We start from the raw sequence: 22860 nt of genomic DNA on the forward strand, positions 1-22860 counted from the left end.
CCGCATTGTGAAAGTTGAAACGCCGCGCTTGTCGCGGCGTTTTTGTTTTCTTGCGACTTATTTCGCACGACGGTTGTTACCCGAAACTATCAATCGCCGGCTCAGACAATTCTTTCCACAAAACACATATAATTTTAATTGACCAATTTTGTATCCAGGATATTGTACTCATAAAGTTGGGAGGCTTATCTTGTGACGGCTTTTGAGTGGCGTAGTCAGACCCGTTTGCTGGACGAAGTAGCAGAAGCGCTTCGTGAGAGAATTTATGCGGGCGTGTATGGGCCCGGCGCCATTCTCCGACAGGAACATATCGCTGCCGAATTCGGTATAAGCCGCACGCCTTTGCGCGAAGCCTTGCGTGTTCTGGAGCGTGACGGGTTGGTGATTCACTTGCCGGGCAGGGGCGTGCGTGTAGCCTCGGCTGATTTAACGCTGTTGATTGATGCTTATGCGGTGCGCGAAGTTCTGGATGGTGTTGCGGCACGCTTTGCTGCGGAGCGCGCGACAGATGAGGCTATCGAAAAGTTGCGTGCTCTTGTTGCAGGGCAGGTAACGGTTGTCGATCCGTGGGATCCAAAAGCTTACACCCAGACGAATGTCGATTTTCATATGGCAGTGATGAATACGGCATCGAATGCCTCGCTGATTGCGTTCGTTCCGCTGTTGCGGATGACCTCGCAGGTTTTCGCCCCTTCTTTTTCTCTGTCGGTTGATAGAGCACGCGATGCAATCCGCGAACATGGTGCAATTGTTGAAGCCATCGCTTCACGCGACGGGGAAGAGGCCGAGCGGCTGGCGCGGGCCCATATCCGCGCGACCAGAGCGAGACTGGAGGCGGAAATGCCTCTGCGGGAGACTGAGAATGAAGCATGAAAACAAGTCGGGTGGCTCAGGCCTCCTTCATTACGGCAATTTCATTGATGGACAATGGCAGGATGCTCTGGGTGGGGAGCACATTCCGCTTCGCAATCCTTCCGATGGAAGTGATCTGGCTCTCATCGCGCGCGGCTCGAAAGCGGATATCGATCTGGCTGTGGCCGCAGCCCGTGCCGCCCTTTCCGGTGAATGGAGCAAGTTGACCGCGACCGAACGTGGCCGTGTCTTGCACCGCATTTCAGAAGAGGTGCTCAAAAATATAGATGTGTTAACTGATCTTGAATCACGGGATGTTGGCAAGCCTGTCACGCAGGCGCGCGCCGATGTGGTGGCGCTGGCGCGGTATCTTGAATTCTATGGCGCGTCTGCTGACAAGGTTCATGGTGACACGCTGCCTTATCAGAACGGCTTTACGGTCCTGTCGATCTATGAGCCGCATGGTGTGACGGGCCATATTATCCCGTGGAACTATCCGATGCAGATTTTGGGCCGTAGCCTCGGCGCAGCACTGGCGATGGGCAATGCCGCTGTGGTCAAGCCGGCGGAAGAAGCATGCCTCACCATTCTGGAGTTCGCAAAGATTGCTGAGAAAGCTGGTCTGCCGAAAGGCGCACTTAATGTCGTCACCGGGCTTGGCGCAGAGGCGGGGGCAGCACTTTCTGAACACCCGGATGTGAACCACATTTCGTTTACCGGCTCGGTGCGTACAGGTGAAGCGGTGCAGGCGGCAGCCGCAAAGAACACTGTGCCGGTAACGCTGGAGCTTGGTGGCAAATCTCCGCAGATCGTTTTCGCCGATGCTGATCTCGAGCGCGCTATTCCGTTCCTCGTCAATGCGGGCATTCAGAATGCCGGTCAAACCTGCTCGGCATCCTCGCGTATTCTGGTCGAACGCAGTGTCTATGAAGATGTTGTTGCGCGCATGAGCGAACGTTATCGCGCATTGAAGGTTGGCCCGGCAGGCGATGATCTTTCTGTCGGTCCCGTTGTATCGCAGCGCCAGAAGGCGATTGTTGACAGCTATCTTGATCTTGCAAAGGAAAGTGGTCTGACGATTGCGGCGCAAGGTGTGTTGGTGGACGATGCACCAGAGGGGGGGGCTTATGTACTGCCAACACTGATCCGTGATGTGCCTGCCGACCATCGTCTGGCGCAGGAAGAAATTTTTGGTCCGGTTCAGGTCATTCTGCCTTTCGACACCGAAGAAGAAGCCATCGCGATAGCCAATGGAACATCCTATGGCCTTGTCTGCGGGATCTGGACCAATGATGGCGGACGTCAGTTCCGTTTGGCCCGCGCTATCCATTCCGGTCAGGTATTCATCAATAATTACGGCGCTGGCGGCGGTATCGAATTGCCATTCGGCGGCGTGAAAAAATCTGGCCACGGACGCGAGAAGGGTTTTGAGGCGCTCTATGGGTTTGCCTCGCTGAAGACCATCTCGGTCTGGCACGGATAAGTTTAGCATTTGGGAGAATTGCAGTGTCATTTGAAGGTAAGGTCGCGCTCATCACTGGAGCAGGTTCGGGTTTTGGCGAGGGTATGGCAAAGCGCTTTGCCAGAGACGGCGCCAAGGTCGTTATTGTGGACCGCGACAAGACAGGCGCTGAGCGCGTCGCAGCCGAAATTGGAGATGCCGCGCTGGCTGTCGCTGCCGATATTTCTAAGGAAGCAGATGTTGATGCAGCCGTAGAAGCTGCCCTGTCGAAATTTGGTAAAGTCGATATTCTCATCAACAATGCTGGTATCGGCCACAAACCGCAAAATGCTGAACTGGTTGAGCCGGAAGAATTTGATCGCATTCTTGGCGTCAATGTTCGTGGCGTTTATCTGATGACACGCAAGCTCATCCCACATTTCAAGGACAATGGTGCCGAGGGGGAGGAATGCGTCATTCTCAATGTCGCTTCGACTGGCGCAGGTCGTCCGCGCCCGAATCTCGCCTGGTACAATGCGACCAAGGGCTGGGTGGTTTCAGTGACCAAGGCGCTCGCTATCGAGCTTGCACCGGCAAAGATTCGTGTCGTTGCTTTGAACCCTGTCGCAGGTGAGACACCGCTTCTCACCACCTTTATGGGCGAGGATACCGAAGAAATCCGCAAGAAGTTCCGCGATTCCATTCCGATGGGCCGCCTGTTGAAGCCTGATGATCTGGCTGAAGCTGCGGCTTTTCTTTGCTCGTCTCATGCCTCGATGATCACCGGGGTTGCGCTCGATGTGGATGGCGGACGTTCGATCTGAAAATTGATAAGGGGAGCCAAAGAAAAGCGATGAGTAAACTGCTGAAAGCCGGGCTGATTACAGCCACGATGCTCGCATCAATCAACGGTGCCTTTGCAAAAGATACATTGGTGGTCGGCGAAGTGCTGGAACCGCCGGGCTTGGATCCGACGGCAAATGCAGCTGCCGGTATCCGTCAGGTTACTTATGCCAATCTTTATGAAGGTCTGGTTCGTATTGTTGAAGACGGCACAGTGAAGCCACAGCTGGCTGAAAGCTGGACTGTTTCCGACGACAAGAAGACGTATACGTTCAAGCTGCGTGAGGGCGTGAAATTCCATGATGGAACGCCCTTCGATTGTTCGGTCGTGAAATTCTCTTACGAGCGTGCAGTGGCTCCAGATTCCACCAATGCGCAAAAGGGCCTTTTTGAACCAATCGCCAGCACCGAATGTCCTGATCCAGCGACTGCCGTTGTGACGCTGAAGCGGCCAACCTCGAACTTTCTGTTCAATATGGGGTGGGGCGACGCGGTTATGATTGCGCCGAATTCGGCGGCCGATAACAAGACCAAGCCTGTCGGAACGGGTCCATTCAAGTTCAAGCGCTGGGTGCAGGGTGATCGTGTCGAGCTCGACCGGAACCCGGACTATTGGGGCGAACCAGCAAAGCTTTCTGCCGTCACTTTCCGCTTTGTGAGCGATCCTTCGGCAGCAGCAGCTGCAATCCTCGCTGGCGATATTGACGTCTTCCCGATGTTCCAGGCGCCGGAATTGATCAGTCGCTTCAAGAGCGATGATAAGTTGCAGGTCGAAGTCGGTGATACTGCAGGCAAAGTTCTGCTTTCGCTTAACAATGCCAAGGCCCCCTTTGACAATGTGAAGGTGCGTCAGGCACTGGCTCATGCCATCGATAGCAAGGCGCTGATCGAAGGTGTCTATTCCGGTTTTGGCACACCAATCGGCTCGCATTATGCGCCGGTCGATCCGGGCTATGTCGACCTTTCGGAAACCTATCCGTATGATCCGGCAAAAGCCAAGCAGCTGCTGGAAGAGGCGGGTGTTCCGGCTGGCACGTCAATAACCATCACGCTTCCACCTCCGGCCTATGCGCGTCGCGGTGGTGAAATCATCGCAGCCATGCTGGCGGAAGTAGGTATTCAGGCCAATCTCGTTCCAATCGAGTTTGCACAATGGCTGGATCAGGTATTCAAGCGCTCGGATTTCGACGCCACGATCATTGCACATACAGAAGCGCGTGATCTCGATATCTATGCCCGCGATAAATATTACTTCAACTACAACAACCCGGAATATAAGGCGCTTTACAAAGCCTATGCCGAGGCCGGTAGCGATGAAGAACAACTCGAACTGGTGAAGAAGCTTCAGGAAAAGCTTGCGGCAGACGAGCCGAATATCTTCCTCTACGCGCTGCCGAAAATTGGTGTGTGGAATAAGAACGTGAAAGGTCTTTGGAAGAACATGCCGATCCCGGCGGACGATCTGACACAGGCTTACTGGGCTGAGTAAGACAATTTCCGCCCCGCACGCGTGCTGCGGGGCGGTTCACGCGAATTGTCGTGCAGCGATAACAACCAAGGGGCTGCGGCACGGCAGGAAATGGAATGTGGAGTGAATGGCCTGATGTGCTCATTCCTGCATTTTTATGATGCGCAATCCTGGCCAAAAAGTTCAAAGCTTTTTTTGGGATTGTGCTTAGGAGGTCGCCTTGCTGGCTTATATTTCCGGGCGAATAATTTCGCTCTTGCTGACGACGCTTGCGGCATCCGTCATCGTCTTCCTGTTGATGCAGGTGCTGCCGGGCGACCCTGCTGCGGTTATCCTCGGTATCAATGCGCAGCCTGAAACGCTGGCAGCGCTGCATAAACAGCTTGGCCTCGATCAGCCGCTTTGGTGGCGGTATCTTTCGTGGATTGGCGGCTTTCTGAAGGGGGATTTCGGCACCAGCTACACCTATTCAGTGCCGATCAGCGAATTGCTCGGACCACGCATCATGGTCACGCTGCCGCTGGCGCTTTTATCCATGGTTCTGTCGGTAGCAGTAGCTATTCCCGTGGGCGTTTATGCGGCCTCCAAACGTGGCAAAACCGGTGATGTGCTTTCCATGGGGGTGGCGCAGGTGGGTGTTGCTATCCCGAATTTCTGGCTCGGCCTGCTCTTGATCCTGCTGTTTGCTTTACAGCTCGGCTGGTTTCCAGCCTCTGGTTTTGCCGGTTGGGAAAATGGATTCGGGAATGGTATCCGCTCGCTGTTTCTGCCCGCTCTGGCGCTTGCCCTGCCTCTTGCCGCCATCCTCGCCCGTGTGACGCGCTCTGCCGTCATCGAAACGCTGGGTGAAGATTTCGTGCGCACCGCGCGCGCTAAGGGGCTTACCCGCAAGGCGGCACTCTGGCGCCATGCTGTGCCCAACGCGCTGATCCCGGTTGTCACGATTATTGGCTTGCAATTCTCATTTCTGTTGGCTGGAACGATCATCATCGAAAATGTCTTCAATCTTCCCGGCCTTGGAAGGCTGGTGTTTCAGGCAATCGCCCAGCGCGATCTGATAACGGTGCAGTCGCTGGTGACGCTGCTTGCGGCTTCCGTTATTGCGGTCAATTTTATTGTCGATCTCGTCTATGGTTTCATTGATCCGCGTCTTTCGACGGGAGGCAGCCGATGAGTGAGGTTCAGACAATTGCAAAGCCAAGCCGTTTTCGGATGCTGTTTTTAAGCCGCAGCCTTGTGATCGGTTCGCTTGTTACCGCTATTCTGGTGGCTATGGCTTTCGTCTCTTATTTCTGGACGCCTTATTCGCCCACCGCCATGAACTTTCGCGACAAGCTGCAAGGGCCGAGCTTCAGTCATCTGTTCGGAACGGATAATTTTGGTCGTGATGTGTTTTCCATGATTATGGTCGGTGCGCGCAATTCCATTGCCGTTTCGATTATTGCGGTGCTTGTTGGTGCAGGTATAGGTATCCCTCTCGGTGCCTTTGCAGCAGCACGCGGTGGACTGGTCGATGGCTTTGTCATGCGCATGACCGATCTGGCCTTTGCATTTCCGGCGCTGCTGACTGCAGTCATTATCACAGCTATTTTTGGTCCCGGTGCGGTCAATGCCATGATTGCAATCGGTATTTTCAATATTCCGGTCTTTGCCCGAGTTACGCGCGGTGCATCGCTCGGGCTTTGGAAGCGCGAATATGTTCAGGCAGCGCGTTGTGCAGGGCGCGGCGATATCTCGATCACGCTGCTGCATATTCTGCCCAACATCAATCATGTGCTGATCGTCCAGGCGACGATCCAATTCGCACTCGCAATTGTTGCCGAGGCTGGCCTTTCCTATGTGGGGCTTGGCACACAGCCGCCCATGCCGAGCTGGGGCAAGATGCTCAACGATGCACAGACCTTTATCTATGATGCGCCATGGCTGGCGATCTTCCCCGGTCTTGCCATTACACTCGCAGTCCTTGGCCTTAACATGCTGGGTGATGGTCTGCGCGACATACTTGACCCGCGCGTAAGGAGGCAGAGATGATAAAAGCTTTGCCAAAAACACCTCTTCTTGAAATGGACAATATGTCTGTCGAGCTGCCATTTGGTACGCGCACTGCAGATATCGTGTCGGGCATTACGCTGACCCTCAACCGTGGTGAACGCCTGGGCGTTGTGGGTGAATCTGGCAGTGGCAAGTCGATTACCGCGCTTGCTGCCATGGGCTTGCTGCCTGACCGGATGCGCGTGCGTGGAACCTTGCGTTTTGATGGGCAGGATCTGGCAAACAAGCCAGAAGCCGAACTCTGCAAAATGCGCGGTCGTCGCATGGCGATGATCTTTCAGGAGCCAATGACAGCGCTCAATCCGGTTAAGACCATTGGTGCGCAAATTGCCGAAGGCCGCCGTCTGCATCTTGGCGAAAGCCGCGCTGATGCCGAACGCAAGGCGCGCGAGTTGCTGCATCGCGTGGGACTGCCTGCACCGCGCTTTAATCTCGATCTGTATCCGCACCAGCTTTCCGGCGGACAGCGCCAGCGCGTGATGATCGCCATGGCGATTGCCTGCGAGCCTGATCTTCTGATTGCTGATGAACCGACAACTGCGCTCGATGTCACTGTCCAGGCACAGATTCTTGATCTCATGGATGAGCTGATCGATGAAACTGGAACAGCGCTGATGCTCATTACCCATGATCTTGGCGTTGTTTCGGAAATGACTGATCGTATCGCAGTGATGTATGCCGGGCGGATTGTAGAAACAGGGCGAACCGAAGCCGTGTTTAATCGTATGGCGCATCCCTATGCGCGGGGGCTGTTTCAGGCTTCTCCACATGGGGCTAATCTGGTTCGCAATCATACGAAACCGCGTCAGCGCCTCGCTGCAATTCCCGGCGTTGTACCAGACCCGCTGGCGCGCCCGCCATATTGCAGCTTTGCTGATCGTTGCGCCTTCGTTGAAGGCGATTGTCGAAAGCTTATTCCGCCGCTCGATCTGATCGGCGAAAGCGAAGGCATTGCCCATCGCGCTGCTTGTCTGCATCCTCGCGATGGCGGGGTGCTGGCATGAGCAAGATGATTTTGCAGGTTCGGGATGTCGTGCGTGAATATCAGCTCCCGCGCCCATCATTCCTTTCAAAGCCGGGGTCTTTGCGCGTTCTCCACGGTGTTAATGTCGAGATCGAAGCAGGGCAAAGTCTTGGTATCGTGGGCGAAAGCGGTTCGGGCAAATCAACACTTGCGCGTGCTGTGATGGGACTTGAGCGACCGCAATCTGGCCAAATCCTTATCAATGGTCAGGATATCTACGCGCTTGACCGTTCAGGCCTGCGTGAAGCGCGTAAAGGTTTTCAGGCGATCTTTCAGGACCCTTATGGTTCGCTCGATCCGCGCCACACGGTCAAGCGGATCATTTCGGAGCCGATTGTTTCACTGGAGCGCGGGACAAGCAGCAAGGAACGGGATGAGCGCGTGGCAGAAGTGCTGGAAGCTGTCGGCCTCCCAAAAGCATCTGCTGAAAAATATCCGCATGAGTTTTCCGGGGGGCAACGCCAGCGTATCGCTATTGCCCGAGCCCTTATTACCAAACCGGCGCTCATCGTTGCTGACGAACCCGTTTCAGCTCTTGATGTTTCCATTCAGGCGCAGGTTCTCAATCTGATGATGGATCTGCAGGAAAAGTTCGGCCTTTCCTATCTTTTCATCAGTCACGATCTCGGTGTCGTGCGCGCAATTACCGATCGTGTAGCGGTGATTTACCACGGCAATATCGTCGAGCAGGGAAAGACCAACGCGGTTTTCGATAACCCGCAACATGAATATACGCGCGCATTGGTTGATGCTGTGCCGAAGCCTTTTTCGGGGCGGCGCAAACGGGCCCGCACACTTAATTCTACAATGAAACTGCCAGAATGAAATAAGGGAACGCCATGTCTTCACTTGCCGATTTGTCAGCTGTCGATCTTGTGTCTGCCTATAGGGCGAAATCGCTTTCGCCAGTTGAAGTTACGGAAGCTGTAATTGAGCGCATCGAGGCTTATGAGCCGAAACTGAATGCGCTTTGGGCTTATGATCCCGATGCGGCGAGGGCATCTGCGAAGGCATCGGAAGCACGTTGGGCAAAGGGTGAGCCTGCCGGCCCCATTGACGGTGTTCCGCTAACGATCAAGGAAAATATTGCCACGAAAGGTACTGCTGTTCCACTTGGCTGTGCAGCTCTGCCTCTCAATCCCGCAGCCGTTGATGCCCCGCCCGCAGCCCGCACCCGCGAGGCGGGTGGCGTGCTTTTGGCTAAAACGACCATGCCTGATCTCGGGATGTTGTCCTCGGGGCTTTCGAGTTTCCATAAGCTTGCACGTAATCCATGGGACTTGAACACCAATCCGGGCGGTTCAAGTGCGGGTGCCGGAAGTGCTGGTGCTGCGGGTTACGGGCCTTTGCATATTGGCACGGATATTGGTGGCTCTATCCGCCTGCCTGCTGGCTGGTGCGGTCTGGTTGGCCTGAAACCGTCCTTCGGACGTATTCCGATTGATCCGGCGTTTCTTGGTCGCGTTGCCGGTCCGATGACGCGTACGGTTGCCGACAATGCGCTTTATATGTCGGTGCTTTCGCGTCCAGATCGCCGCGACGCGATGAGCCTGCCATATCAGGATATCGACTGGATGAGCCTTGATATTGATGTAAAAGGTCTCAAAATCGGCCTTTGGCTGGATGCCGGTTTTGGCGAACCAACAGGCGATGAAACACGCGCGGCGGTGGAAGCGGCGGCGAAGCTGTTCGCGGATGCTGGCGCGATTGTTGAGCCGGTTGCTCCATTTCTCAATCGCACCATGATCGATGGGCTTGATCGCTTCTGGCGGGCGCGGTCCTGGGCCGATGTTTCTAAGATGACGCCGGAAAACCGTGCGAAAATCCTGCCATACATCTATCAATGGACTGAAACCGCTGAAGGATTGACGGGCGAGCAAGTCTATTCCGGTTTTTCCCAAATAGATGCAATGCGCCATGCCGCTCTTGCGGCGTCGAAGGATTTCGATTTCATCATCTCTCCCACCTCTCCGATGCCAACCTATCCGGCGGAATGGGCCTCTCCGGTCAATGATCCGCAGCGCCCTTTCGAGCACATCGCATTTACCGTTGCGATGAATATGTCGGAACAGCCTGCAATCTCGCTCAATTGTGGCTATACGTCCAAGGGGCTGCCGATTGGTTTGCAGATTTTTGGTCAGCGTTTCGATGATCTGGGCGTGCTGCGTCTTGCAAAGGCCTACGAAGATATGCGCCCAGTGCAGCGCCCTTGGCCTATCATTAATTGATAATAAAAAAGGCCGCTTGAAGCGGCCTTTTCTTTACTTTGATCTGAGTGGTGCTCGCTCTTTATAGCGGTCGACGGCTGTGAGCTTTTGAATCAACGGCTCTGCATCGCGCCAAGGGTAAATCTCTGTACGCAGATATTCGAGTTCGGCTTCGAGTTCATCTTCGTCGATTTCCGTCCACCAGGATTTCGGGCGTCCGTCGCTGCCATCAGACCAGCGATAACGGCGTTCTTTCAGCTTGTCCTTCATTTCAAAAGGGCTGTTTTCTGCATAAATGCGCAGGCGCGATTTCTCGCTGGCCTTCAGCAATTCTGCAAAAGGTGTCGTCTTGCCGGATTGTCCCTTCAACACGGCGAGCAACGCCTGACAATCATCTTCTGCACGATGGCCATTATGGAAATAGCCGCTCTGGCCGATCAGATAACCAAGCTTTGTGCCTTCAAAGCCGCGCGCAGTCCAATCAATCTCCTTGACCGAACAGGCCCAGGGCTTGTTTTCAAAGACGGGTGAAAAGCGTTCCAGAAAGGGGCGGTCAAAAGCCGCATTGTGTGCAATGATAATGTCAGCATCAGCGATCAATGCTTCAAGTCTCGCACGCGGAATGATCTGCCCGGCAACCATTTCGTCGGTAATGCCAGTGATACGCGTAATATCTGCTGGAATTGGCTTTGATGGCTCTTGCAAAGCACCAAAGGTTGCACAGACATCGCCGATTGAGCCGTCATCCGCATAGCGGAAGGCCACAACACCAATCTCAATAATTTCTTCCTGCGCAGCACTTAAGCCTGTCGTTTCGGTGTCAACGACAACGCCTAAACGTGGGAAGGCAATTTTATCCGCGTTAGCTACCGTCGGCGGCGGATCAAGTCGTTGCAATATACGATAACGCCCACTCTCCTTAAGTCTTTGCACCATTTCCGCTTCGTTGGGAACGGTCGTCTTTCCCGGCCTGGTGCGGGCAGGGCGCAGTTCTGACTTCTTCTCCCCATTTGGCACGGGAGGAGCAAATAAGTCGAACTGTTGGCGCATAAGGTTTCTCCGCAATAGGGCTGTGCGTCTCTATAAAATGGCATTTTGGGGGTCGAGCTCCAAGCCCCGAATAGTTTTAGTAACAATTAATATGGCTTTAAAGCCAGCCTTAAAGGGGCGTGCCTATACGATCTTCATGTCTTAATTTCGAAAAGGCCGGGGTAGAATATTTTTGTCTGAATGCGCCTTGTAAAGACTTTGGTTACCATAATTCTTCATATTCCAAGCACTCTGTCATTCGCGTTTCTCGCCACGATTGGTTCGTGTTTTCGCCGAACTCTCGTGCAATGCGGTAGCGCGAGCCCTTATTTTACTCAGGACGATTAGTATGGCGTTCGTCTCAGATTTCTATGGTTTGCAATCTGCTCCGTCGTTCAGGATAGCGTTGCCTTTTCGTCTTAAAGGCGTTGTACGCTTTGCCGCTATGGCATCTGGTGCGGTGGTGATTGGTGGCTGCATGATGGCTTCATTGGGGATGGTTGAGGCGGTGTTGCCGGCATTCATGCCATTGGCTCCAGTGATGCGTCGCTTGCCGGTGGCAACCCCGCAAAAATTGACTGTTGTCGATCAAAAAATCGGAATGGGGCATGCCGCCCGACAAGGTTTTATCAAGGCTTATACTGCTGATACTGCCTATTCGAATCTGGACTGGCGTCGAAATAAATCCCAAGGCTTTGATATTATTGCCGATGTCGGACCAGAGGCGGTGATCGAAGCGCCCGTTGCCGTACAGCCCAAGGTTCTTGAAGCGCGTGACGAGCGCGTCGCACCACTGGAGCAAATGCAATTTGTCGTTTCGCCAGATGCGATCGACACGGCTGCAAATTCGGCGCGTTATGCCTTCCAGGATTTTAGCACAATCGATGAGGTTCCGCTGCCAACAGCACGTGTTACGCCCGTGCCTTCCGTGCGTTCTGATTCAAGAATTGCGGACGCGACTACCGACGCCGGAACAGGTCTGGCTCTTCCTGATGTTGTCCCCTTTCCAGAAAACCGTCCCCGGGTGAAGGCTGCTGTGCCTGAAAAGCAGCCGCAAATCGCATACGCACCTTCTAAAGCTCAGACCGAAGATATGCAGCGCGGTCTTGTGAAGCGGCTATTCGGTCAAACAGCTCGCAATAAGACGGCAATTTATGATATTTCCGCCGCTATCGTCTATTTGCCCAATGGCGAAAAGCTCGAAGCCCACTCGGGTATCGGCTACATGCGCGATAATCCTAAATTTGTTGATCAGAAAATGCGCGGTGCAACGCCGCCAAGCACCTATAACCTGCGCATGCGGGAAAGCCTCTTTCACGGCGTGGAAGCTGTTCGGTTGCTCCCGGCCAATGGACGCAATCCCCACAATCGTGATGGTCTTCTGGCGCACACCTATATGCTTCGTCGTCCTGGTGATTCCAATGGCTGTGTCGTGTTTAAAGATTATGCGCGGTTCTTGAGGGCCTTTAAACGTGGTGAAATTGACAGAATGATCGTTGTGGAAAATAGTTCAAGTATTTCTAATAAAAGATATATGTAGTCTATTAACAATAATGATATTTTTAAAAATATATTGTTGATTTTTAAGTCTAGCTTCTGAAGTATTATTCAAATTCATATTTTGAAAATATTTCAGAAAGGTATCGTCTTGAGTATCACGAGAGAATATTTAGGGGTTTATGGTGCATTATCACGCCGCTCCTTTCTGAAGGCTAGTTGTACCGTGCCCGTTGGTGGCGCGTTATTTGCGTGCGGTTGTGCGCCGCATCAAGTCTTTTCAGCAGAAGAGACGCAGTCTGAAGCTTTAACCACATTGGATAAAGCGATTGTCCCCGGCGAATATCTCACAAAAGGTAAACGTTACCGGCAGCTTGCCTATGATAATGGTTTGCCATTGATCGTGCGCGAAGATTTGGCGCCCGCACTCGACAAGCGCGACGCCAATCGAAAAGCGCTGGTGGCTTTTGCCCAAATCACTGACTTGCACATTATCGACGCATCCTCTCCCGCTCACGCCGCATTTATGCGGCAATATGGTGGACCAAACGGAAATCTTGATGGTGCGCCGTTGGCTAATGCTTGGCGACCGCAGGAAACACTCACCATCCAAGTGCTAGATGCTATGATCAGGCGCATTAATCAAATAGGCGCTGGACCGATATCGAAGCGGAAATTCGACTTCGCAATATCGACAGGTGATAGCGCCGATACGCGAGCAATGCATGAACTGCTGTCTGTTCTGACGGTTTTGAACGGCGGTTCTGCGATAATGTCAGCCAGCGGTGCCGCCTACATCGGTGTTCAGGATAATAACGTTTTTTCTGAAGAGACGTATGATGCTTATTGGCATCCAGAGCCTCAAACGGGAAACGTAAAGGCGGATATTTGGAAGCGCGCTTATGGTTTTCCTGAGGTTGAAGGTTTTCTGTCATCTATTAGCCAGCCCATAAACGCTGAAGGCTTTAAAATGCCTTGGTATTCAGGCTTTGGAAACCACGACGTCCTTGATTATGGTGTCTTTGGTGGTGGTGGAATTTCTGAATTCATATCAACGATTAGTACGTCAAACCGGGTCTTGATGGGACTGCCGAACGGAATGCAGCCTGAGATGTTCTTGGGGGCGGTGAGTAAAGTTTTACCAGGGCAAATGGCGCAAATGATGAACGAAGTTCCGAGCGTTCAAATTATGCCTTCCGAAATGCGTCGCCCTTTTTCAAAGATGGAATTTATTCAACAACACCTGGATGCCAAGGGTCCGTTTGGCCCAAATGGCCATGGCTTTACGCAGGAAAATGTTGAGCAGCAGAATGCTTATTATCAATTCCAAATGGCAGATGGGGTCGTCGGTATCATGCTGGATACGACCAATCCCAATGGTGGTCCGGATGGCTCCTTGGATGTCGATCAAGCCAATTGGCTTGAAAATCAGCTTCGGAATTACTCGTCATCCTATTATCTTGAGGATGGTTCGCTAATCCGAACCGATAATCGAGATGCTTTGATTACGATTTTCTCTCATCATAATTCTATTACTTTTGATAATATGAAGCGCGCGCCTGCGGGAATGCCCGATTTGGAGCGTTTAGGATCTGCCGCTTTTCTGGCGTTATTGGCGCGTTACCCCAACGTTGTGCTTTGGGTAAACGGGCATACGCACTGCAACCGTATATGGAGCCATTACGACCCTTTGAATAACGGTCACGGCTTATGGGAGATTAATACCGCAGCACATATCGATTATCCTCAACAATCCCGAACGATTGAAATTTTGGATAATCGCGATGGTACATTGTCCATCATTGCAGTCGTAATTGATCACTCGTCCCCTGATGCGATCAAGCGTAGCGGGCCACAAACATCACAATCGCTTGCTGCATTAAGTCTGGAGCTCGCTATGAATGATCCGGCGCTTGATCGGGCATACCGTCTGGGTGCTCCGGAAGATTTGAACGTAGAACTTATAATAAAGAAACCTTTTGCTTAAGGAAGGCTGGCTATTTGGTTCGACTGTTAAAAGCTGGTAACAAGAGATTTGTTGTGGCGGGGTTCTTTATGGTTATTGATTATCTGCGTCGCGATTTTACTTTTAGCAATCTCTGTAGCAGGTAAGAATGTTTGGTCTGAAAGTCAGTTTGAACCATCCGTATCTGGCCTATCGCGATAAAAGCTTTTATCAAAGCTCGCGCGAGGTTCCCGAAGAAGTGCCAGTTGCAATGAGTTACAATGGCACCACTCATGCCGTAATGATGGCAACGCCTGCTGATCTGGAAGATTTTGCACTTGGATTCAGCTTAACGGAAGGCATTATTTCCAGCATTTCCGAAATTGAAGATTTAGGCATTGAGGTCTTTGAAAAAGGGATTGATGTGCAAATGCGACTGTCTGCGGAGCCGGGGAATGCGCTGGCTGCCCGGCGCAGATTTATGGCCGGTCCGGTTGGTTGCGGATTATGCGGCATCGATTCAATCGATCAAGCATTGCGCCCGTTATATGCGCTTTCTGCCGAGACGTTACGGTTTCAACCTCGATCCATCATAGATGCCATGGATGCGTTGGCTGCAGCACAAAAGTTGAATGCAGAAACGAGGGCCGTACATGGTGCAGGTTTCTTCATTCCGGGCGAGGGGCTTTTTGCAGTTCGCGAGGATGTCGGACGCCACAACGCTTTCGATAAGCTCATCGGTGCAATGGCACGCGCCGGAAAGGTCGCAGAGCAGGGCCTCGTTGCGATTACCAGCCGCGTGTCTGTTGAAATGGTGCAAAAAGCTGTGATTTTGCGCGTTCCATTGTTGGCCGCTATTTCTGCGCCGACGGCATTAGCGATCCGCACTGCAGATGAGGCGAGGCTGACGCTCGCAGCGCTCGTTCGGGGTAATGACTTCGATGTCTATTGCCATCCTGAGCGCATTCTCGGTGAGTAACCGACCTCGCTAAGGCAAGGTCGGTTATCTTGATTAAGCGTCGATCTTACCAAGCGCTTCGATGCGTGCGCGTTCGCTGACGATCTGCAGCGCAGCATGTGCAGCTTCCACACCCTTCACCTTGAAATGGTTGAAGAAGAATTCATGGTGCTCTTTGCTGTCATGGTAATGATGCGGCGTGAGTGACACGCTGAGCACCGGCACTTCGGTTTCAAGCTGCACTTGCATCATACCGTTGATAACGGCGGTAGCTACGAAATCGTGACGATAAATACCGCCGTCAATCACGAACGCCGCGCCAACAATTGCCGCATAGCGGCCTGTCTTTGCAAGCGTCTTGGCATGAAGCGGAATTTCATAAGCGCCGGGAACGTCGAAGACTTCAACTTCCACATTGGTCCCAGTTTTGGCAGCCAGTTCAGCAATGAAGCTTTTGCGTGCTTCGTCGACAATATCCGCGTGCCAGCGCGCCTGAATAAAGGCGATTTTAAAGGATGTCTTGTTCGGATAGCTCTGGTTCATAGGTTCCTCACGAAACTAGAATCAGGGCGCACAAAGGAACGCAACCCCGCACAAAGCCAGGTTAAACGCTCTTTCGCTCTCTTCCATCCGGACTTTAACCGTCGGCTCCGGCATCTCACCGGATCTGCTGACCCTTAAACAAATGGTCTAAATGACCTTTATTTAAGGCGCTCGCGGGCTCGAAGATCGCTCTTCATACCGCCGGTGGGGAATTTCACCCCGCCCCGAGAACAAACCCGCACACCATTGTGCGAGTGAGCGAAAACTAGGCTTTCCTTTGGCCGATGTCTAGTCACCACACGGGAAATTTATGCTGATCTGGCACTGGATGAGCGTTGAATTTTTCAGATATCCGCTAACGAGTAATATACCGCTATAAGAAATATTTTTTCGTACACTAAGATGCTCAAATTATTTCGTTTTTTGGATGATTTTCTCGCTTTAACGTTGCAGAGTTTGGGTCTCCGTGAGCTAACTGTATTGACACACATCAGGTTTCTCGGCCTATTCTAGGCGCACATCTTGTCTGAAATGAAAATATTCAACGAAAAAAGACAACGTTGTCAATCGCAGGTGGAGCTGCGGTGGAATGATTGGGATGGAGGTCTCAAAGCAGATTGAATGCGCTTTTGGATGCGTGGGGCAACGACCTTATGACAGCATCCGACAAAGTTTTGTTTTGTAGCGTTCTACGGGAGGTAGACATATGCATAAATATTTTAAAATGGCCGCTATGGGTACGGCTGCGTGTGCAATGCTTGCCACAATGGCGCCTGTTGCACATGCGCAGGATAAACAAAACGTGGAGGTTCTGCATTGGTGGACCGCCGGCGGCGAAGCCGCAGCGCTTGATGTTCTCAAAAAAGATCTGGAAGCTAAGGGGATTAGCTGGACAGACATGCCAGTTGCAGGCGGTGGCGGCACAGAAGCGATGACTGTCCTTCGCGCCCGCGTTACAGCTGGCAATGCTCCGACCGCCGTGCAGATGCTCGGTTTCGACATCCGCGACTGGTCTGAGCAAGGTTCGCTTGGCAATCTCGATGAGGTTGCGGGCAAGGAAGGCTGGGACAAGGTTATTCCAGCACCTTTGCAGGATTTTGCGAAGTATGATGGCCACTGGATCGCCGCACCTGTGAACATTCACTCCACCAACTGGATGTGGATCAACAAGGCAGCCCTCGACAAGGCCGGCGGCAAAGAGCCGACCAATTGGGATGAACTGGTTGCTCTTCTCGATAATTTCAAAGAACAGGGCATTACGCCAATCGCACATGGCGGCCAGCCATGGCAGGACGCAACAATTTTTGACGCGGTTGTCCTTTCCTTTGGCCCAGACTTTTACAAAAAGGCTTTCATCGATCTCGATCCGGAAGCACTTGGCAGCGATACGATGAAGCAGGCCTTTGACCGCATGACAAAGCTGCGTTCTTATGTGGATGATAACTTCTCTGGTCGTGACTGGAATCTTGCTTCAGCAATGGTCATCGAAGGCAAGGCTGGCGTTCAGTTTATGGGTGATTGGGCTAAGGGCGAGTTCGTGAAGGCCGGTAAAAAGCCGGGCGAAGATTTTGTTTGCATGCGCTACCCCGAAACCCAGGGGGCGGTAACCTTCAACTCCGATATGTTCGCGATGTTCAAGGTTGCTGATGATAAGGTACCAGCACAGCTTGAAATGGCTTCTGCTATCGAAAGTCCAGCGTTTCAGTCGGCCTTTAACGTAGTCAAGGGCTCTGCTCCTGCCCGCACCGATGTTCCAGATACCGCTTTTGATGCTTGCGGCAAAAAGGCCATTGCTGATGTGAAAGAAGCTGCAGAAAAGGGCACGATGCTCGGCTCCATGGCGCATGGCTATGCAAACCCGGCTTCCGTAAAGAATGCGATTTACGACGTTGTAACTCGTCAGTTTAACGGCCAGCTTTCGTCGGATGACGCGGTCAAGGAGCTGGTTTCGGCCGTTGAAGGTGCGAAGTAGGCAGATCAAATGTGCCCGGATTTTTCCGGGCACATGCAGCTTATTCTTATAAATCTTTGAAATATTGGCGAGTATTTCGTCAGACGCATACAAATTGCAATAAGCGGCCAATAATTTGCCGCGCAAACAACAGTCCGCATCTGAAACGCGCCGCATTGAACGACGGCCGCCGGATGCGCAGCGCAGAAATGGGTAGCGCATACATGAAGCGTAGTAGCCGACTACAGGAACTGGTGCCGAAGCTGGTTCTTGCACCCAGTTTTTTGATTGTCCTTGTCTTTGTATATGGATTTATCATTTACACTGGCGTTCTTTCCGTCACCAACAGCCGCATGTTGCCATCATATGGCTTTGTCGGGCTTTCGAATTACGAAAAATTGTGGGCCTTGCCGCATTGGTGGCGCGCTATCACCAATCTCGCGATTTTTGCATCGCTTTACATCATTATATGTTCGGTCATCGGCCTGTTTCTAGCCATTCTGCTTGATCAGAAAATCCGTGGTGAGGGCTTTTTGCGTCCGATTTATCTTTATCCGATGGCGCTGTCGTTCATCGTGACAGGGACGGCCTGGAAGTGGTTCCTTGATCCAGGTATTGGCCTTGAACATACGATGCGCGTTTGGGGGTGGGAAGGATTTACCTTTAACTGGATTAAGAGCAATACAATGGCAATTTATTGCCTTGTCATTGCAGCTGTCTGGCAGTCGTCCGGCTTTGTTATGGCGATGTTCCTTGCGGGCCTCCGTGGCGTAGACAATGAAATCATCAAAGCGGCGCAAATCGACGGTGCTTCCACGAGCACTATTTACCGCCGTATCATAATTCCTTTGATGCGTCCGGTATTCTTGTCGGCTTTTGTGGTTCTCGCGCATCTTGCGATCAAGGCTTATGATCTTGTGGTTGCTTTGACCGGCGGCGGACCGGGGCAGGCCACCGAACTCCCGGCAACATTCATGTATTCTTACACATTCACGCGCAATCAGATGGGCATTGGTGCCTCTTCCGCGATTATTATGCTCGTGATGATTTTCTCGATTATCATCCCCTACCTTTATTCGGAAATTCGCGGGGGAGCGCGGTCATGAGTGCTCCGACCCAGGAAAATGCAATCAACAGCGGCAAGCTAACCCGCGCCTTGATCTATTCGGCGTTGCTGCTATTTGCGATCTATTATTTGCTGCCGCTCTATGTAATGTTGGTAAATTCATTCAAGCCATTGGATGAAATCCGTCAGGGCGGCATGCTAAGCCTGCCACAGCAATGGACGATTGAGCCATGGCTTTCGGCATGGTCAACGGCGCAGATTGGCGTGCAGCCAACTGGCATCAAGCCATTCTTTATCAACTCAATCCTGATGGTTGTGCCTGCCGTTGCTATCTCAACAATCGTGGGCGCTCTAAACGGCTATGTGCTGACGAAATGGCGTTTTCGCGGCTCGAATATCTTCTTCGGCCTGCTATTATTATCATGTTTCATCCCGTTTCAGATCGTGCTGATCCCAATGGCGCGTGTGCTTGGTATGCTTGGCATTGCAGGTACGATCTGGGGGCTGATCCTTGTGCATGTGGTCTATGGTATCGGTTTCACGACTCTTTATTTCCGCAATTATTATGAGGCGTTTCCGACCGAACTGGTTCGCGCTGCACAGATTGACGGTGCAAGTTTCCTCCAGATTTTCCGGCGTATTCTTTTGCCATCATCAGGACCAATCATCGTTGTGTCGGTTATCTGGCAGTTTACCAATATTTGGAACGACTTCCTTTTTGGTGCTTCCTTCTCGGGTGCAAATTCAACGCCGATGACGGTTGCGCTCAATAATCTGGTTTCCTCCTCGACCGGGGTCAAGGAATACAACGTGCATTTCGCAGCCGCCATTCTCGCCGCTCTGCCTACGCTGATCGTCTACATCGTTTCCGGGCGCTATTTTGTACGCGGCCTGATGTCCGGTGCTGTTAAAGGATAAGTCTGTTATGTCATTTCTAAAAATCTCTAATCTTTACAAATCCTATGGCAGTGTCTCGGTTCTTAAAGATATCAATATCGACATTGAAGAAGGTGGCTTTCTTGTTCTGGTTGGGCCGTCTGGTTGTGGCAAGTCTACGCTGCTCAATACCATTGCCGGACTTGAGCCGATTACATCTGGCGATATTTCTATCAATGGGCGCTCAGTATCGGGCCTTCATCCTTCTCAGCGTGATATTGCGATGGTGTTTCAGTCCTATGCACTCTATCCGAATATGACTGTTGCGGGGAATATCGCTTTCGGTATGGAAATTCGTAAGGTCCCAAAGCCAGAGCGCGATAAGGCTATTCAGGAAGTGGCCGACATTCTCCAGATCGGCCATCTTCTGGATCGCAAACCGAGTCAGCTTTCCGGTGGTCAGCGTCAGCGTGTTGCGATGGGGCGTGCGTTGGTTCGCAATCCGCAGGTGTTTTTATTCGACGAACCGCTTTCAAACCTTGATGCCAAGCTGCGTGTTGATATGCGCACCGAAATCAAGCGTCTGCATCATCGTATGAAAACGACGATTGTTTACGTGACGCACGACCAGATCGAAGCCATGACGCTCGCAACGAAGATCGCGGTTCTCAAAGACGGAATCTTGCAGCAGTTTGGCACGCCAGCGGAGATTTATAACAATCCAGCAAATATGTTTGTGGCCGATTTTATGGGTTCGCCAGCCATGAACCTTCTCACAGCCAGCGTTGAAAAGAATGGCGCCGATTTTTCTGTGCGGCTTGCGCAAGCGGAAGGCGAGGCCTTGAAACTTCCGCTCGTTAATGCACCGGAAGGGCTTGGCGATTATGTCGGTAAGGATATTATTTTTGGAATTCGTCCAGAAGCACTCACAGACCCGGATGGGGCAGATCGTAATGCGCAATCTATCATCGAGGGCGATTGCCTGATTGACGTGGTTGAGCCTGCCGGTTCAGACACATTCGCCGTTACGCGTATTGGTGGCAAACAGGTCGTAGCGCGTTTGCGTGCTGACGCGCGGATTGTTGCTGGCCAGCGTTCGCGCCTCGCATTCAATCTCGACAAAGCTGTGTTTTTCGATCCCCAAAGTCAGGAACGTATTCGTTGAATACAAATGAAAAGAGCGCTCCAAATAACTCGGGAGCGCTCTTTTTCATGCTTGCCTGGAGGGCAAAATTAAACTGTTAGGGTCTCGCACTTAACGCAGGAAGTCTAATCCAAGAAGACCAATCGCCAGCGCCGTGTTCAGGGAAACGATCATCATTCCATAAACAAGTGCGGTTCTAGTAATGTCATTCATTTTCTACCTCCTTGAACCTCGACGCTGGTGCATCCGGTTCTAAAGCTCGAGAACATAACGAAATGTAACAGTCTGTTACGAGTGGCGCAACCCATTTCTCACAAATGTGAACGATTGTAATGTCGCGTGAGGAAATATCTTTTCAGAAACGAAGAGCTGTTTGCGGCACTCACCGCATTGTGAGCCAAGTCTGTCTGGCAAATTATTGCCCGACGCTACATAAAAAGCGAGATATGATCGACGAGCTAAGTCGACAGTAATTGACTGCTTTTATTCGGAATTCCCGTGAACCGCATCGTTCCTCTCGTGTTGGCTATCGCTCTTTTCATGGAGCAGATGGACTCCAACGTCATTTCAACGTCGTTACCAGCAATTGCAGCTGACATCGGCACAAGCCCGATTGCCTTAAAACTCGCGCTGACTGCTTATCTGGTCTCACTCGCAGTTTTTATTCCGGTGAGCGGTTGGATGGCAGACCGATTCGGCGCAAAGAATGTATTTCGTGCTGCAATCGCGGTGTTTGTGGTGGGGTCGGTTGCTTGTGCTGCGTCGAACTCATTGACTGCTTTTGTTGTCGCGCGTTTCTTGCAGGGGATGGGCGGTGCAATGATGACGCCGGTTGGGCGCTTGGTGTTGATCCGCTCGACGCCGCGAAGTGAACTGGTGTCTGCAATGGCATGGCTGACTATACCAGCAATGGTTGGCCCGTTGGTTGGCCCGCCTGTCGGCGGGTTTATTACCACCTTCTTTTCATGGCACTGGATATTCCTCATTAACGTGCCGATCGGACTTCTGGGCATCTGGTTTGCAACACGTTTTCTGCCGGACACTGATGAGCGCATTCTCAAGCCGCTGGATTGGCCGGGATTCGTTCTATCTGGCGTTGCGATGTCGGGCGTCGTATTCGGTTTGTCAGTCGTCAGTCTGCCGGCACTGCCGCCAATCATTGGTATTGTTATTGTGACTGTCGGCTTGGTTTGTGCTGCTCTGTATATTCTACATGCACGTCGCGTGACCGATCCGCTGCTGAATCTGAAGCTCTTCGATAATCAGGTTTTTCGTTCGGCGGTTTTTGGCGGCAGCGTGTTTCGTTTGGGCATTGGTGCAATTCCATTTCTATTGCCTTTAATGTTTCAGCTCGGCTTCGGCATGACGCCGTTTCAATCCGGCATGATGACGTTCGTTTCGGCAATTGGCGCAATCAGCATGAAGTTTGGTGCGAGGCAGGTGTTCAATCTGTTTGGCTTCCGCCGCACGCTTATGTATGGATCGCTGATTTCAGCCGGTTTTATTGCCGCCAACGGACTGTTTTTCCCTGAAACGCCTTATGGTGTTATTATCGGATTTTTGTTGATTGGTGGTTTTTTCCGCTCGCTGTTTTTCACAGGCGTGAATGCTTTGGCATTTGCTGAGATACCGGATGCCAAGACGAGTCAGGCGACACCTATCACGGCGGTCGCGCAACAGGTCTCAATAGCATTGGGAGTGGCGCTTGCGGGTGGCATTCTTGAACTGAGCACGGCGATCCGGCAGGCACCGTTACAGCTGGCCGATTTCCATATCGGGTTCTTCGTGGTCGCGTTGGTATCAGCCACAGCAATTTTCTGGTTTGCTCGACTAGCCCCGGATGCTGGTCACGAGCTTTCAAGCTCAACAAAGTTCAACCGCAAAGGCAATGCGGCTGGGTCTTTGGAAGAAGCAGGACTGTCTAATGGTAAATAAAAAGGCGGCTTTGAAAGCCGCCTTGATGG

At 52.1% G+C, this 22860-nt stretch carries 19 protein-coding genes and 1 riboswitch; of the genes, 17 read left to right on the forward strand and 2 right to left on the reverse strand.

Features of this window, described 5'->3' with window-relative positions; translation table 11 throughout:
* Positions 1-192 precede the first annotated feature (192 nt).
* The 9 genes from RI570_RS15415 (at position 193) to RI570_RS15455 (ending at position 9908) form a co-directional block, all read left to right on the forward strand.
* Entirely contained in the window at positions 193-873 is a 681-nt protein-coding gene (locus tag RI570_RS15415) for a GntR family transcriptional regulator (protein ID WP_313829450.1), read from the forward strand.
* Complete coding sequence (locus RI570_RS15420; protein ID WP_313829451.1) at positions 863-2335, forward strand: aldehyde dehydrogenase family protein; 1473 nt, start codon at positions 863-865, stop codon at positions 2333-2335. The genes RI570_RS15415 and RI570_RS15420 overlap by 11 nt, the downstream gene beginning before the upstream one ends.
* A 23-nt stretch (positions 2336-2358) precedes the next feature.
* Positions 2359-3117 (forward strand): glucose 1-dehydrogenase, encoded by a 759-nt coding sequence (locus RI570_RS15425; protein WP_313829452.1) that lies wholly within the window; start codon positions 2359-2361, stop codon positions 3115-3117.
* A gap of 29 nt (positions 3118-3146) precedes the next feature.
* Positions 3147-4625, forward strand: coding sequence for an ABC transporter substrate-binding protein (locus RI570_RS15430; RefSeq protein ID WP_313829453.1), 1479 nt, complete (start codon positions 3147-3149; stop codon positions 4623-4625).
* Positions 4626-4824: 199 nt separating this feature from the next.
* Entirely contained in the window at positions 4825-5778 is a 954-nt protein-coding gene (locus tag RI570_RS15435) for an ABC transporter permease (protein WP_313829454.1), read from the forward strand.
* Complete coding sequence (locus RI570_RS15440) at positions 5775-6635, forward strand: ABC transporter permease (protein ID WP_313829455.1); 861 nt, start codon at positions 5775-5777, stop codon at positions 6633-6635. Before RI570_RS15435 ends, RI570_RS15440 begins: the two co-directional genes overlap by 4 nt.
* On the forward strand, positions 6632-7660 hold the full coding sequence (locus RI570_RS15445; protein WP_313829456.1) for an ABC transporter ATP-binding protein: 1029 nt from the start codon (positions 6632-6634) through the stop codon (positions 7658-7660). The genes RI570_RS15440 and RI570_RS15445 overlap by 4 nt, the downstream gene beginning before the upstream one ends.
* Positions 7657-8505: an ATP-binding cassette domain-containing protein gene (locus RI570_RS15450; RefSeq protein WP_313829457.1), complete on the forward strand. Its 849-nt coding sequence runs from the start codon at positions 7657-7659 to the stop codon at positions 8503-8505. The genes RI570_RS15445 and RI570_RS15450 overlap by 4 nt, the downstream gene beginning before the upstream one ends.
* 14 nt (positions 8506-8519) lie before the next feature.
* A complete protein-coding gene (locus RI570_RS15455) occupies positions 8520-9908 on the forward strand; it encodes an amidase (protein WP_313829458.1) in 1389 nt (462 codons plus the stop codon).
* 33 nt (positions 9909-9941) lie between these two features.
* Here the strand turns inward: RI570_RS15455 and RI570_RS15460 are convergent, their stop codons facing one another.
* Positions 9942-10937 carry a 3'-5' exonuclease gene (locus RI570_RS15460; RefSeq protein WP_313829459.1) on the reverse strand — a complete coding sequence of 332 codons (996 nt, stop codon included), beginning with the start codon at positions 10935-10937 and terminating at the stop codon, positions 9942-9944.
* Between the two features lie 328 nt (positions 10938-11265).
* Between RI570_RS15460 and RI570_RS15465 the strand changes: the two genes are divergently transcribed.
* The 3 genes from RI570_RS15465 to fdhD all read left to right on the forward strand — a co-directional run bounded on the left by RI570_RS15465 (position 11266) and on the right by fdhD (position 15337).
* Positions 11266-12456 carry a DUF2778 domain-containing protein gene (locus RI570_RS15465; RefSeq protein ID WP_313829460.1) on the forward strand — a complete coding sequence of 397 codons (1191 nt, stop codon included), beginning with the start codon at positions 11266-11268 and terminating at the stop codon, positions 12454-12456.
* A 108-nt stretch (positions 12457-12564) separates the two neighbouring features.
* The gene (locus RI570_RS15470) at positions 12565-14400 is read left to right on the forward strand and encodes a TIGR03767 family metallophosphoesterase (RefSeq protein WP_313829461.1); all 1836 of its coding nucleotides are present in this window, start codon (positions 12565-12567) and stop codon (positions 14398-14400) included.
* A 127-nt stretch (positions 14401-14527) separates the two neighbouring features.
* Positions 14528-15337 carry a formate dehydrogenase accessory sulfurtransferase FdhD gene (gene fdhD / locus RI570_RS15475; RefSeq protein ID WP_313829462.1) on the forward strand — a complete coding sequence of 270 codons (810 nt, stop codon included), beginning with the start codon at positions 14528-14530 and terminating at the stop codon, positions 15335-15337.
* A gap of 33 nt (positions 15338-15370) precedes the next feature.
* Here fdhD and RI570_RS15480 read toward each other — a convergent pair whose 3' ends face one another.
* Positions 15371-15859 carry a 6,7-dimethyl-8-ribityllumazine synthase gene (locus RI570_RS15480; RefSeq protein WP_313829463.1) on the reverse strand — a complete coding sequence of 163 codons (489 nt, stop codon included), beginning with the start codon at positions 15857-15859 and terminating at the stop codon, positions 15371-15373.
* A 71-nt stretch (positions 15860-15930) separates the two neighbouring features.
* Positions 15931-16095, reverse strand: a riboswitch (FMN riboswitch).
* A gap of 470 nt (positions 16096-16565) precedes the next feature.
* Between RI570_RS15480 and RI570_RS15485 the strand changes: the two genes are divergently transcribed.
* The 5 genes from RI570_RS15485 to RI570_RS15505 all read left to right on the forward strand — a co-directional run bounded on the left by RI570_RS15485 (position 16566) and on the right by RI570_RS15505 (position 22831).
* On the forward strand, positions 16566-17831 hold the full coding sequence (locus RI570_RS15485; protein WP_313829464.1) for an ABC transporter substrate-binding protein: 1266 nt from the start codon (positions 16566-16568) through the stop codon (positions 17829-17831).
* A 203-nt stretch (positions 17832-18034) separates the two neighbouring features.
* Positions 18035-18916 carry a sugar ABC transporter permease gene (locus tag RI570_RS15490; protein WP_313829465.1) on the forward strand — a complete coding sequence of 294 codons (882 nt, stop codon included), beginning with the start codon at positions 18035-18037 and terminating at the stop codon, positions 18914-18916.
* Positions 18913-19794 (forward strand): carbohydrate ABC transporter permease, encoded by an 882-nt coding sequence (locus RI570_RS15495; RefSeq protein WP_313829466.1) that lies wholly within the window; start codon positions 18913-18915, stop codon positions 19792-19794. Before RI570_RS15490 ends, RI570_RS15495 begins: the two co-directional genes overlap by 4 nt.
* 7 nt (positions 19795-19801) lie before the next feature.
* The gene (locus tag RI570_RS15500; RefSeq protein ID WP_313829467.1) at positions 19802-20917 is read left to right on the forward strand and encodes a sn-glycerol-3-phosphate ABC transporter ATP-binding protein UgpC; all 1116 of its coding nucleotides are present in this window, start codon (positions 19802-19804) and stop codon (positions 20915-20917) included.
* 477 nt (positions 20918-21394) lie between these two features.
* Positions 21395-22831, forward strand: coding sequence for an MFS transporter (locus RI570_RS15505; RefSeq protein WP_313829468.1), 1437 nt, complete (start codon positions 21395-21397; stop codon positions 22829-22831).
* Positions 22832-22860 lie beyond the last annotated feature (29 nt).

The organism is Brucella pseudogrignonensis (genome assembly GCF_032190615.1).
GTDB lineage: Bacteria > Pseudomonadota > Alphaproteobacteria > Rhizobiales > Rhizobiaceae > Brucella > Brucella pseudogrignonensis_B.